Consider the following 12,238-nt stretch of genomic DNA (forward strand, 5'->3'; position numbering starts at 1 on the left):
CCCGGGGCGCCCTGCCGGAAGGGCGAACAGGCAACCATTGTCTCCGAGTTGGCGGCACACCTCGGTCTACGAGACCGCGTCGACCAGCGCGGCGAGAGACCCGGCGAGGCGGTCGAGACCGGGGCCCGCGGCACCGCCCGGCTCTCTCATGTAGACGTCGCGGCGGATCTCGACCATCAGCGCGGTGACGTCCGGTCGCGTGCCGTGGAACACCAGCGGGACGTAGGCGCCCGAGAACGGACTGTTCACACCCGTGCCGCCGAAGCCGGCGAACGCCTCCTCGGCGGCTGCCAGCAGTTCGGGCGGCGTATGGAAGGGGTCGGTGCCCAGACACACGGGAGGGCGGGGGCCGTCGCCGTGCAGTTCGTACGGCAGGGGGGCCGTCGGATAGGAGTGGACGTCGAGGACGACGGCCCGCCCCGCCACGGCGAGACGGCCGGCCACCGCCTCGGTCATGGCCCGCGCGTACGGACGGTAGTACCGCTCGATCAGCGGCCCGGGCTCGCAGTCCGCGCGCCGCAGCGGCGCCCGGTGTGTGGTGCGGGTGTAGACCGCGCCCATGCCGACGGCGCTCATCTCCTCCCGCTCGTCCGGGAACCGCTCGGGATCGATCACCAGCCGGGAGAGCCGGTTCACGAACCGCCACGGCCTGACCGCGGCGGCCTCCGCCGCGGCGCGGGCCAGCCGCTCGGTGTGCGCGTCGGTGATGTGGTCCAGCTCCCGTTCGAGCTCCCGCTCGTCGAGCACGATGTCCCCTCTCACCGGGGCCGGTATCTTTCGCGCGGAGTGCGGGACATGGAGGATCACGGGGGAGTCCCGCGCGCCGGGGAGCAGCGCGAACGGCTCGGCGGCGACGGACTCCGAGGCACGGGACATGTACGGCTCCTCCGGGTGTACCGACAGCAGGACGTTCTACGAGATCACGTGGAGCGGCCGAGGGTTGTGCCGAACGCCTTCTCCGCGCACATCGGCCGGGTGGGCCCCCTCACACCGTTCATCGCCGTCACGGTGCCCTGTCCGGCCCCGGCCTCAGGTCCCGCCCGGCTCTCCACCAGTACTACGACCGGTACACCGTCTAGTTCTCCAGACGCACCGGCATCAGCATCGAGAACGTGTCCTCGTCGTCGGGCCGGCGGATCGCGACGGGGGCGGTGGGGTCGCCGAACTCCAGGACCAGGTGGTCCCGCGCCCCGGCGGTGAGCGCGTGCAGCAGGAAGTCGCGGTTGACGGCGACCTGGCTCTGGTCGTCGTCACCGTCCTCGCAGATGGTCACCGTGCCGTCGGCCGTCACCTTCAGCACGCTGAGATCGGTGCACGCGCCGTCTTGTCCGCGTGCCTCGCTCGCGCGGACGGGACCGGTCCGCAGCGCCTGCCGGAAGGCCGGCACGTCGACGAGGGCGCGGCGCCCGGCCGGCAGGCGGACGAGGCGACGGTAGTCGGGGAAGTCGTGGCCGAGGCACTGCCCGGTCACCTGGCGGTCCCCGGCCTCCAGCGTCACGCGGTCGCCGTCCACCGCGAGTTGGACGGGGTCCTCGCCTCCCAGCAGGGCCCGCATCGCGTCAGCGAGCGGCGCGGGCACGATGACCTGCACCCGCGCGCCGCCATGGCCGGCGGCACCGGCCCGTGCGACAGCCATCCGGTACCGGTCGGTGGCCACGACGTGGAGCACCTCGCCGTCGACGTCGAACAGCACTCCGCCGAGCACCGGCAGCTCCGGGTCGGTGCTCGCGGCGAAACGGACCGCGTCCAGAGCGGCGGCGAGTCCGGGCGCGGGCACGCTCAGCCGGACGGGGGTGGTGTGGAGCGAAGTCATGGAGTCCTCCTTGCGATCGAGCAGTGGTCGGAGCGCGGAGAACTCGCTGCGGGCATCGGCCAGCCCCAGTTCCAGGCGTCGCAGATGGGCCTGGAGCAGCCCCCGCACCAGGTCGGTGTCCGCGCCTGACCAGCCGGCCAGTACCAGCCGGATGTCCGCCAGCGGCATCGCGGCCCGGCGCAGCCGGCCCAGCAGCCGGGCCTCCGTGAGCTGTTCGGGCTCGTACCAGCGGTAGCCACTGACCGGATCCACCCAGGCGGGGACCAGCACACCGGCCCGGTCGTAGAACCGCAGGGCGCTCACGCTCAGTCCGCTGTCCCGCGCCAACTCACCAATGCTCTGCATCTCGCTCTCCACACCCGGAACTCTGGACCCTTGAGCAGGTCGAGGGTCAACTCCGGGGAGCCGATGCCGCCGGAGCTCAGGCGTCGGGGGCCGCGTGGACCCGTGCCCCCTCCACGAAGGTCTCCAGGACCCGGGTGGAGGCGATCTCCTCGGGCGGGCCCGTGAACGGGTCCCGGTCCAGGACGACGAGGTCGGCCGCCTTGCCGACGGTGATGCTGCCCGTGATGTCGTCGAGGTGGTTCACGTAGGCGCTGCCCGCCGTGTACGCGGCGATGGCGGCGCCCAGGTCGAGACGCTGTCCGGGGAGGAACTCGGGGGTGCCCTCGGGGGCGCCGGGGGAGACGCGGTTGACGGCGACATGGATGGCCTGGAGCGGGTCGGGGCTGCTGACCGGCCAGTCGCTCCCCGCGGCCAGTGTCGCCCCCGCGCGCAGCAGGTCCCCGAACGGGTACTGCCGGGCGCCGCGTTCGGGACCCAGGAACGGCAGGGTGAGCTCGTCCATCTGCGGCTCGTGGGCGGCCCACAGCATCTGCAGGTTGGCGGTGGCGCCCAGCGCCCGGAACCGCGGTATGTCGTGGGGGTGGACGACCTGGAGGTGTGCCAGGTGGTGCCGTGTGTCGCGGTGCCCGACCGCGGCGCGGGCGGCCTCCACGGCGTCCAGCGCCTCGCGCACCGCGCGGTCGCCGAGGGCGTGGAAGTGGACCTGGAAGCCGAGACCGTCGAGTTCGGTGACGTACTTCTTCAGGTCACCGGGGTCGACGAAGCTGATGCCGCTGCTGTCGGACGCACAGCCGCAGCCGGTGAGATACGGGTCGAGCATCGCGGCCGTGTGGTTCTCGGCGATACCGTCCTGCATGATCTTCACCGTGCCGGCGCGGAACCGTTCCCGGCTCAACTCGTCGCGGCGGGCCACCAGTTCGGGTATCTGCTCGGCGCCGCGTTCGCGGTCCCACCACAGGGCGGCGACGACGCGGGCGGTGAGCAGTCCCCGGTCGAGGGCCCTCTGGTAGGTGGGTGCGGGGTCGGTCATGTTGGCGTAGGCGCCGACGATGGCGTCCTGCCAGGCGGTGACACCGTGGGAGTGGAGGACCGCCTGGGCCCGCAGCAGCCCGGCGAGTTTTTCCTCGGGGGTGGGCTCGGGAACCAGCCGGCCCACCAGGTGGACCGCGCCTTCCTGCAGCATGCCGGTCGGGTGGCCGTCGGCGTCGCGTTCGATACGGCCGTCCGCGGGATCCGGGGTGCGGGCGTCGATGCCCGCCAGCTGGAGCGCCCGGGAGTTGACCCAGGCGCCGTGGTGGTCCCGGTTGGGCAGGAAGACGGGCCGGTCGGGGACGATCGCGTCGAGGGCCGCGGCGGTGGGGGCGCCGCCGGGGAAGGCCTCCAGGGACCAGCCGCCGCCGCTGATCCATGAGGCGTCCGGGTTCGCGTCGGCGTACGCCGCGATCCGCCGCAGGTACTCGGCGGGGTCGACGGTGTCGGCCAGGTGGCACATGCCGAGTTCCAGGCCCGCGCCCTGCGGGTGCACGTGGGCGTCCTGGAAGCCGGGCAGCAGCAGCTTCCCGGCGAGGTCGACGACCTCCGTGCCCGGCCCGATCAGCGCGTGCACCTCGTCGTGGCCGACGGCCGCGATCCGCCCGCCGCGCACGGCCACGGCGGTGGCGCGGCTGCGGGCGGGATCGACGGTGTGGACGGGCCCGCCGGTGAGGACGAGATCGGCGGGGCCCGTGACCTGGGACTGCGACATCGGGGGGAACTCCCTGGAGAGGGTGGGGGACAGGGGCATGGAGGGGGAGCGGGCCGGGCGGGCCGCGGGCTCAGACGGCCGTGCGGTCCATCGGGAGGGTGAGGGCCTCCGCGTCGGTTCCGCGTCCCGTGGTGAAGTACGGCGATCGGCGGACGTACTTGGCGACCGCCGCCATCCCGAGGCCGGCGAGGACGATGAGGGCGGGCAGGGAGAACATGAACCACCCGTTGTCGGGGCTGAGTTCGAAGTGATCGCTCTTGGTCAGGTACGAGTATCCGAGATAGCCGCCGAGCCCCAGCAGCACCAGACCGGACAGGGCGGGCACGGCCACGGCGAGCACCGCCGCGCGCAGCCCCTCCCGGGCGGCGGACCGGAAGCGGACGGCGCACGCCAGCGCCGTGAGGCCGTAGTAGAGGGCGACGAGCAGGCCGATGGCGTTGACGGCGGCGAGCAGCATGTCGCTCAGCTTCGGGATGGCGACGGCCAGCAGGGCGATCGCGGCGGCGATGGACAGCACCACGACCGTTCCGGCGGCGGGAGTGCCGTAGCGGGGGTGCACCCGGGTCCACAACGGCCCCATGGTGCGGTCCCGCCCCATCGCGAGCAGTCCGCGCGCCGTGGGAATCAGGGTGGACTGCACCGAGGCAGCGGCGGAGAACATCAGGGCGACCAGCGGAAGGGTGGCCCAGGGTTCCGCCGCCAGTTTCTGACCGAGGTACGGCAGGGCCTGCGGGCCGTTCTTGATGAGTTCGGTCAGGCTCATCTCGCGCTGGAAGGCCACCGAGGCGAAGAGGAACAGCCCGAGCATGGCGAACAGGGCGATCAGTCCGCCGCGGGCCGAGTCGCCCGGGCTCCGGGTCTCCTCGTTGACGCTGAAGGCCGCGTCCCAGCCCCAGAAGAAGAACACCGCGAGGACCATGCCCTGGGCGAAGGTGGTGCCGTCGGAGATCTCGAACGGGTTGAACCAGGAGAAGGAGAAGGACTGCCCGCCGGTGATCAGGGCCCAGCCGCAGAAGCCCAGCAGCACGCCGTACTCGAAGACGAGCAGGGCGAACTGGAAGCGGGTGGTGGCGCGCATCCCGGTGACGGCGAGCGCGGTGAGGCCGACCAGGAGCACCAGCCCCACCGCCGTGGTGACACCGGTGGAGGACGGATCGAGGGCGATGCCCGCCAGACTGCGCAGGCCCGCCTTGTTGGCGAAGATCAGGACGACCGAGCCCATGACCGCGCTGGTATAGGCGCAGAAGATGACCGAGCCGACGATGGTGACCCATCCGGTCAGGAAGCCGGGCCAGGGGCCGAGGGTCTTGCCGACCCACGTGTAGCCGTTGCCGCAGTTGGGCTCCGAGCGGTTGAGGCGGGCGTACGCGGTGGCGATGCCGAGCACCGGAAGGAACGCGAGGAGCAGGAGCGCCGGGGCCTGCAGGCCCACGATGGTGGCGATCGTGCCCATGCCGATGGCGATGCTGGTGGTGGCGGCGGTGCTGGAGGCGGCGATGGCGACGCCGTCCACGACACCGAGGGAGCGGCGCAGCCCGGTGTCCGCCCCACCGGACGGCGCCGGCGGGGCGGGCCGGTGCGGTGTGGACGGCTGCGAAGGCGTGGACGGCTGGGGAGACAGGGACGGCATGGAAGCCTCCTCGCGGGGAGCAAGGGGAGGGACGAGAGGACGAGCCGCGCGGGACTGCGATCGAACACCGCGCGTTCGCCTTGCGTCAATGCTGTTGACATAAGGCGGGCGCGCCTCTTCACTTCCCCGTATGCGGCCGGTAGGTCCACAAGGCCCGGCACGAGAGGAGTCCGGTATGCCCACCCGTGTTCCGCGGGAGAGACAACGCCGCCGTCCCACCCGCTCGGGGGTCCTGCTGTCGGAGAACCTGATCGTGGAGACCGCCCTGCGCCTGATCGGCGAGCACGGCCCGGAGGCGCTCAGCGTGCGACGGCTCGGCACCGCCCTCGGCTGCGATCCCAGCGCCCTCTACCGCTACTTCGACGGCACCGACGACCTGGTGCTCGCCATCGCCGACCGCATCATCGGCGACGCCATGGCGGGGTTCACCCCCGGTGACGACTGGGTGGCCGCACTGCGCGAGATGGCCCTGCGGGTGCGCGCCGGGTACCTCGCCCATCCCCGCGCGGCCGCCTTCGCCTCGTACCGGGTCACCCGGCGCGAGAACGAGATCCGTGCCGTGGAGACGGGGATCGGCCTGTTGCTGTCCGCCGGCTTCGATCCTTCCGACGCGACCCGTCTGTATCTGGCGTTCATCGACACCGTGCTCGGCCACGCGGCGATGGACGCGGCGTTCCAGGCGCTCCCACGACAGCAGCGCGAGGCCGACCACCGGGCGTGGAACGACGTCTACCAGGGGCTGGACCCCGCCTCGTATCCGGCGCTGACCACCGTGCGCCAGGAGTTGTACACCATGCGGGACAGCTCCTTCGAGGACGCGGTCGACCTCCTGCTGGAGGCACTGGCGGCCCGAGCCCCGGCGGCGTCGGCGCGCCGGTAGCCATGCGCCGGGATTGCCGGAAGAGGCATCGGGCCCAGGAGCTCACCCCCTGGGCCCGATGCGAAGCGCTGCGGCGGCTCGGTGGTCTACGGCAGCCCCCAGGGCTCGCCCGGCTCGCTCACCTCCACCGGGGCGATGACGAGGTCGGGGCGCCGGCCCGCGTACAGGAGCACCTCGCGGCCCTTGGGCAGATCGATCGCGAGGGTGCCCTCGTCCGTCGGGCGGGTGTGGGCCTTGGTGCCGTCGTCGAGGACCGCGGTCACCGGGCCGCCGGTCAGTCCGTGCCGCAGTTCGAGCGGCTCACCCGCCAGGCTCCGCACGCGGACGAAACGGGTGACCCCGCCGGTGCGGGACGCGCTGACGAGGAAGGCGCCCTGGGTGCGGAAGTCGTGCAGGGCGACGTCGGCCCAGGAGTCCGGCACGGCGGGGAAGACCCGTACGACACCGCCCCAGCTCTGGCAGAGCATGTCGTGCAGGGACTGCGACGCCGACAGCGGGGTCTCGATGACGGGGCCGGCCTCGGTGTAGTGGGTGTTGGCCCGGCACGGGTAGCGCGTCGTCGGGTCGAAGAACTTCTTCAGGTACGACAGCGCGGTGTCGCCGCGGCCCATCATCGCGTACAGCGACGCGGCGCCCGTGTAGCTGTACCCGCGGTGGGATCCGGTCACCGCGTGCCAGTGGACGACCGACTTCTCGATCAGCTCGCGCTGCTCCGGCTGGTCCCAGTTGACGAGGTACAGCGGATAGATCATCAGCAGGTGGGAGTAGTGGCGGTGCGACTGGGCGTACGGGGTGTCCGCGCCGATCATGAAGCCGTTGTCGTCCACCGGGTACGGGGTGAGCTTGGCCAGTACCTCCTGCCAGCGCGGTTTCAGCGGATCATCGACGCCCAGGCGCTCGGACGCCTCCAGCAGAGTGGCGCAGCCCCAGCGCAGCAGTGCCAGGTCGTAGTTGGTGTCCTTCGGAGGGACCACCGGATACTCCGGGGACAGGGTCTTAGGCAGGTGCAGTTTGCCGTCGTCCCCCGGCTGGAGGAAGTGCAGGTAGTAGTTGATCGCGCGGCGCAGCAGCGGGAACACCGTGTCGCGCAGCAGTGACTCGTCCATGGTGTGGCGGTAGCTCAGCCAGGCGTTGTGCAGGGCCCAGGGGAGGTTGCCCGACTCGCCGCCGCTGCCCGGGGTGGGGGCGCCGCGGTTCATGAACATGTCCGAGCTGCGGCCGACCCCGGCGCTGTCCGACCGGTAGGCGGCGGGTACGTTCGCGATCAGCTGTTCCTGGCTCTGCCGGAGAGTACTGGCGAGCGAGTCCAGTTCCAGGTGGTTGGAGCCGTGGATCAGCCAGTACTCGAGCTGCACGTTGAGGTTCCACCACACTGCGGGCCAGGGTGTGGGCTCCAGCCACGGGCCGGAGGTGGCCATCACCGGGCCGCCCTCGCGGCTGGCGGACGCGACCTTGTAGAGCTGGATCCAGTGGAAGCTCTGCAGCCGCTCGTCGGGGATCGAGACGAAGCTCTTGCGGTAGAAGGCGTGCCACCAGCGGGTGTGGCGGTCGCGGAGCGCCCGGTACGAGGGGGCGCGCTGGATCTTCCTCAGCGAGACCTCCGCGGCCCGGGTGTCCGAGGGATGGCTGTGGGCGACGGAGAGAAGGAGGACGTCGCCCAAGCGGCGGTGGGCCGTCGCGGTCTGGCCGCCGCCGGTGAGCGGCTGCAGGACCTGCGCGACGCCGTCGGTCGTCCGGGTCTCCCAGGGCGGGTTGGGGACGTACCCGTTCGGTGGCGCCTCACTGATCTTCCGGGGGCTGATCGCCTCCTCGGGGTGGAAGGTCCAGCGCACCTCCTCGTCGCCGTCGGCCGTCGCGCGTGCGGCGAGTATGCCGTCGTGGATGAACGCGGTGAAGGACAGGGAGCCCTTGTCCGTGGTGACCGTGCCGGTGAGCTCGGCGTCCCACAGGCTCAGGCGCCAGTCGACGCCGGTGACGGTGCCGACCGGATCGAGGGTCAGATGCCCCACGGGCAGCCGGCAGGTGCCCCAGCCGCTGCCGAACTGGGGGCGGTGGTCCTGCACTTCGCCGTGCTGGACGGTGAAGCGAATGCCGCTGGTCACCGGATCCTGGTACACCATGCTGCCCAGCCGCCCGTCACCCAGGAACGGTGCTTCGTGCCACAGTTTGGGCAGCTTGCGCCAGACCAGGTCCTGCCGGCGCAGGAAGCCGGACCAGGCGCCGGTGGAGTCCATGCGGTTGCGGAGTTTCCAGGGGGCGCGGCCGGGACCGGCCGCGAGGGCTTCTTCGCCGGCGGTGCCGGCGGGAGCGGCTTCGGTCACCGTGGGCAGCGCGGCGAGCGTCGTGCCGCCGATCACGGAGCCGAGCACGGCTCTTCTAGAGGTCATTGCGGGTGCCTCCAAGGTGCGACGGTTCGTCGAGGTCCTCGATGGTTTCCGTACCGCTCACCGGGTCCAGTACGTGATGTTGCGGAAGCGGGCCTCCGCGCGGCCGCTGCCGTGGTGGTAGACGCCGTTCTTGAAGTGACGCGTGGCCGGCCCGCGGTCCGCGGTGGTCAGCACCAGCTCGTCGTCGAAGTAGACCTTGACGGTGCCGCTGGAGGCGTTGTGTTCGAGCTTGACGTTGAACCACGTGTTGTAGGCGTTCGTCTTGAGGACGGTGCGGTCGTAGGCCCGCACGGTGCCGCCGCTCGCGCTGTAGGCGTTGAGCATGAAGTCCGTGGCGGGTGTGCCCGCGGGGTGGATCACGCGGAGGATCTGCACGAAGGTCGCGCCGTTCGTACCGGACGGGAGGTACACGTCGGCGTCCCACATGTGCTGCCCGGACGTGTACTCCTGCCTCCAGCGCATCTCGGTGCGCGGGTCGGTGGAACTGCCCTGCGACATGGGCTCGTCGGTGTCGTACACCCACATCCGGTGGACGCCGCCGGTGTGGGTGTAGCGGTCGCTCAGGTCGAGGTTCCACGGCTTCTGCATGCCGTAGGTGAAGCTGGTCTTCGTCCAGCCGTCCGTCGGCGAGGCGGGTGCGGTGGGTGCGGCCGAGGACGTGGCCGGGGTCATCGCCCAGACCGCGCTGCCGGCGAGTAAGCCGCCGGCAGCGAGGACCGTACGTCTGGACGGCTGTGAGTCTGAAGGGCTCATGCCAATCACTCCTGGTGGACGTCACGCGCTGGTGTGGGGTTGAGCGGGTGGATCACAGGAACGATTCATCGGATCTCTCGTCCTGGCGCAGCGTAGGACTGGCCGTCAAACCGCGTCAATGCATGGAACGAGTCGGAGATAGGTCCGATGTAGGTCCGTCTATGGCCCACGAGGCGCATGGGGCCGCGTTCTGTCCCCGCCGTGTACGGTCCTTCAGTAGCCCCGGCTGCACGCGCCGCTCTCGGGGCGTCGCGGCGATGATGTGGCCGAGGCCACGTCGCGTGCGAGGCACGCGTCACGTCTCACGGTACGCGCGGCGGGCTACCGTGCTGTGCGGTCCCCCTTTCCCCGGCAGTACCTCGGACGGCCCGGCAGTGCTCGCAGACCTCTCCCCCCTCATCGCGGCGACGACCCAGTGGCTGGTGTGCGCCTACCCCTCGGGAGGCGGCGCGCTGGCCGCCGCCCTGTGCGAGGTGCAGGCACGACAGGCCGTGACGGTGGCGTCGTGGCTGCGCTATCCGACGCCGATGGACGCGGCACTGGTGGAGATGGCGGGCCCCGGTGGCTCCGCCCGGCTGGACTGGATCACGGGCGCGGACGGTGCCGGGACCGGGGACGAGGACCCGGACGACCACGCCTGGCGCACCTGGGTGGACGAGGTCGTGGCGAGCTGGGCGGCCTGCCTCCTCACCGATCCGGAACTGGCCGGCCTGGCCGTGGCCGCGGTCGCAGAGGGCGGTCACACGGCCGGTGCGCCGGTCGAGTTCCGGCGACTGGTCGCGCCTGACGACCGCGACCGCCGGGCGGCGGCGCTGTTGCGCCATCCCGACCTCCTCGCACCCGTGGCCGCACTGCACCACTCCCAGCTCCTCGACCGTCTGAAGCCGGGGGCGCCGGGGAAGCCGGGAGAGGCGCTCATCGCCTGAGCGGCAGCCGGGACGGCCAGGTCCCCGTGCCGGCCGCGTCAGCACGGAGGGGGCTCCCGGCCGAGCCGTGATCGACACCGGTCAGGGGCGCCCGCGGGCGCCCCTGACCCGAACCGTACCCGTCACCTCACCTCTTGCCGCGACCGGACAGCGCGTCACGCAGGCGGTCGACCATCCCGACGCCCGGCGCCAGCAGCTTGTTCGCCGGAGGCGTGTCCGGGGCGGACGGGTGCGGTCGGGTCGGTGCCGTCTTCTTCGCCTGGCGGACCTTCTCACCGAGGGTGTCGAGCGCGTCCGCGGTGCACGCCGCGCGCAGCCCGGGGAAGAGGTTCTCCTCCTCGTCGGCCACGTGCGACCGGATCTCGGTCATCAGCATGCCGATGAGCCGGTCGAACTCGGGGTCGTCGGCGTCGCAGCCCTCCAGGTCCTTCATGATCTGCTCGGCCTTGGAGTGGTCGTCGAGCTCCTTGTCGGCCAACGCGTCCCCGTTCGCCATGTGCTCCCGCACCGCCGGGTAGAGGTAGGCCTCCTCGGCGACCGAGTGCCGGACCAGTTCGATCGTGACCTGGTCGGCGAGTACCTTGCGGTCCTTCTCTCCGGGCGGCAGCGCCTCGATCCGGCCGAAGATCTCCTCGACCTCACGGTGATCGGTCACCAGCTCGTCGATGACGTTTCCTCCGTGTCCCATGGTTTCACCTCCAGCCAGGGGCGTGGCGACTCCGGGGCGGACCCGCCACGGGCCCCGAGTGCCCCGGCGCCCCTGGGGCTAACGCGGGGACCGCCGCTTCGGGACGCCTCTCACCGCGCTGTGCTGGAGTTGTTCCACAGGTCCCGGGACGGAGCACCTCGACGCAGGCGAGGACCACCTCAATGACCGTCCACGAACTGGCCACTCGCCCTCGGACCCGGCCCGGCGCGGCCGGTTGGAGGAAATCCGCGACAACCTCGTCGCCCCGCATCGCCGAGGCCGAGCGCGTGGGCTGGCTCGGCGAGGTTGAAGGACTCCGGGTCAGCCCGGCCGGCGCTGAAGCAAGCTCGCTCAGATGGACCGGCGAACTCCCGGCGGTACGGCGATCGACCTCGGCATGCCACGCATAGCTCCAGCTCAATCCAGCCGGGAGGAGGGAACGGCTTCGCTGAGACAATCGCTGGATGACCAGCAACGAGATTTGCTTCGACGGCCGGCACCGCGGCGACGGCGGCCCGCTCGTGATCGTCCCCCGCGTCGACGGAGCACCACTCACCGAGCTGATCGACGGGTTCGAGATCGCGGCCGGGATGCAGCCCGCCGGCGATGCCTACGGCGGTCTGATCCCGGAGTTCTTCCGGTTCGGCCCGATGCGGGATCACTTCCTCGGACGGTCCACCAACGCGATGGGGCCGAAGACACCCGTGCTCGGTTGTGAATGCGGCGAGTGGGGATGCTGGCCCCTCATGGCCCGCATCACCCCGACAGCCCACCTCGTGGTCTGGGACTCCTTCGAGCAACCCCATCGCAAGGCCCGCGAGTACACGGCATTCGGTCCGTTCCAGTTCGACCGTCGCCAATACGATGACGCTCTGCGCGCGCTGAACGCCGTAATCGGCCCCGACGAGACGTGATCCGCACTGGCACCGATGGTTCACAGAAGTCTGCATTCGCTGCCTACTGCTGCCGACCAATCCCAGAATGCTGCCCCGCCTCGACGAGCTGGAAGCCGATCTCCGGGCATGCCCACTGTGCCCCGACAACACCCGGGCCGCAGCGCCTGACCTCCGCT

Annotated in this window: 10 protein-coding genes; 3 read left to right on the forward strand and 7 right to left on the reverse strand. The window is 71.4% G+C overall.

Annotation, left to right across the window (positions count from 1 at the left end):
- Window positions 1-66 precede the first annotated feature (66 nt).
- The 4 genes from ACZ49J_RS19845 to ACZ49J_RS19860 form a co-directional block, all read right to left on the reverse strand.
- On the reverse strand, window positions 67-876 hold the full coding sequence (locus tag ACZ49J_RS19845; RefSeq protein ID WP_467449585.1) for an N-formylglutamate amidohydrolase: 810 nt from the start codon (window positions 874-876) through the stop codon (window positions 67-69).
- Between the two features lie 199 nt (window positions 877-1,075).
- A complete protein-coding gene (locus ACZ49J_RS19850) occupies window positions 1,076-2,158 on the reverse strand; it encodes a DNA polymerase III subunit beta family protein (RefSeq protein ID WP_467449588.1) in 1,083 nt (360 codons plus the stop codon).
- Window positions 2,159-2,234: 76 nt separating this feature from the next.
- Complete coding sequence (locus tag ACZ49J_RS19855; protein WP_467449589.1) at window positions 2,235-3,902, reverse strand: amidohydrolase; 1,668 nt, start codon at window positions 3,900-3,902, stop codon at window positions 2,235-2,237.
- A 70-nt stretch (window positions 3,903-3,972) separates the two neighbouring features.
- Complete coding sequence (locus tag ACZ49J_RS19860) at window positions 3,973-5,532, reverse strand: APC family permease (protein WP_467449592.1); 1,560 nt, start codon at window positions 5,530-5,532, stop codon at window positions 3,973-3,975.
- A gap of 175 nt (window positions 5,533-5,707) precedes the next feature.
- Between ACZ49J_RS19860 and ACZ49J_RS19865 the strand changes: the two genes are divergently transcribed.
- Window positions 5,708-6,412 carry a TetR/AcrR family transcriptional regulator gene (locus tag ACZ49J_RS19865; protein WP_467449593.1) on the forward strand — a complete coding sequence of 235 codons (705 nt, stop codon included), beginning with the start codon at window positions 5,708-5,710 and terminating at the stop codon, window positions 6,410-6,412.
- Between the two features lie 86 nt (window positions 6,413-6,498).
- Here ACZ49J_RS19865 and ACZ49J_RS19870 read toward each other — a convergent pair whose 3' ends face one another.
- Window positions 6,499-8,799 carry a glycosyl hydrolase family 95 catalytic domain-containing protein gene (locus ACZ49J_RS19870; protein ID WP_467449594.1) on the reverse strand — a complete coding sequence of 767 codons (2,301 nt, stop codon included), beginning with the start codon at window positions 8,797-8,799 and terminating at the stop codon, window positions 6,499-6,501.
- Between the two features lie 57 nt (window positions 8,800-8,856).
- Window positions 8,857-9,552, reverse strand: a complete 696-nt coding sequence (locus tag ACZ49J_RS19875) for a polysaccharide lyase family 7 protein (RefSeq protein ID WP_467449597.1) — start codon at window positions 9,550-9,552, stop codon at window positions 8,857-8,859.
- A gap of 374 nt (window positions 9,553-9,926) precedes the next feature.
- Here ACZ49J_RS19875 and ACZ49J_RS19880 point away from each other — a divergent pair, with 374 nt between their 5' ends.
- A complete protein-coding gene (locus ACZ49J_RS19880; RefSeq protein ID WP_467449598.1) occupies window positions 9,927-10,478 on the forward strand; it encodes a hypothetical protein in 552 nt (183 codons plus the stop codon).
- A gap of 127 nt (window positions 10,479-10,605) precedes the next feature.
- Here ACZ49J_RS19880 and ACZ49J_RS19885 read toward each other — a convergent pair whose 3' ends face one another.
- On the reverse strand, window positions 10,606-11,166 hold the full coding sequence (locus ACZ49J_RS19885) for a hemerythrin domain-containing protein (protein WP_467449600.1): 561 nt from the start codon (window positions 11,164-11,166) through the stop codon (window positions 10,606-10,608).
- Window positions 11,167-11,630: 464 nt separating this feature from the next.
- Between ACZ49J_RS19885 and ACZ49J_RS19890 the strand changes: the two genes are divergently transcribed.
- A complete protein-coding gene (locus ACZ49J_RS19890; protein ID WP_467449602.1) occupies window positions 11,631-12,080 on the forward strand; it encodes a hypothetical protein in 450 nt (149 codons plus the stop codon).
- Window positions 12,081-12,238: the final 158 nt, after the last annotated feature.

Source organism: Streptomyces sp. NPDC030840 (assembly GCF_055572015.1).

Bases quoted from the DNA above. Each gene is read 5' to 3' on its own strand.
- ACZ49J_RS19870 (WP_467449594.1), bottom strand. From the start codon at position 8,799: ATGACCTCTAGAAGAGCCGTGCTCGGCTCCGTGATCGGCGGCACGACG.
- ACZ49J_RS19865 (WP_467449593.1), top strand. From the start codon at position 5,708: ATGCCCACCCGTGTTCCGCGGGAGAGACAACGCCGCCGTCCCACCCGC.
- ACZ49J_RS19875 (WP_467449597.1), bottom strand. From the start codon at position 9,552: ATGAGCCCTTCAGACTCACAGCCGTCCAGACGTACGGTCCTCGCTGCC.
- ACZ49J_RS19890 (WP_467449602.1), top strand. From the start codon at position 11,631: ATGACCAGCAACGAGATTTGCTTCGACGGCCGGCACCGCGGCGACGGC.
- ACZ49J_RS19860 (WP_467449592.1), bottom strand. From the start codon at position 5,532: ATGCCGTCCCTGTCTCCCCAGCCGTCCACGCCTTCGCAGCCGTCCACA.
- ACZ49J_RS19850 (WP_467449588.1), bottom strand. From the start codon at position 2,158: ATGCAGAGCATTGGTGAGTTGGCGCGGGACAGCGGACTGAGCGTGAGC.
- ACZ49J_RS19855 (WP_467449589.1), bottom strand. From the start codon at position 3,902: ATGTCGCAGTCCCAGGTCACGGGCCCCGCCGATCTCGTCCTCACCGGC.
- ACZ49J_RS19845 (WP_467449585.1), bottom strand. From the start codon at position 876: ATGTCCCGTGCCTCGGAGTCCGTCGCCGCCGAGCCGTTCGCGCTGCTC.
- ACZ49J_RS19885 (WP_467449600.1), bottom strand. From the start codon at position 11,166: ATGGGACACGGAGGAAACGTCATCGACGAGCTGGTGACCGATCACCGT.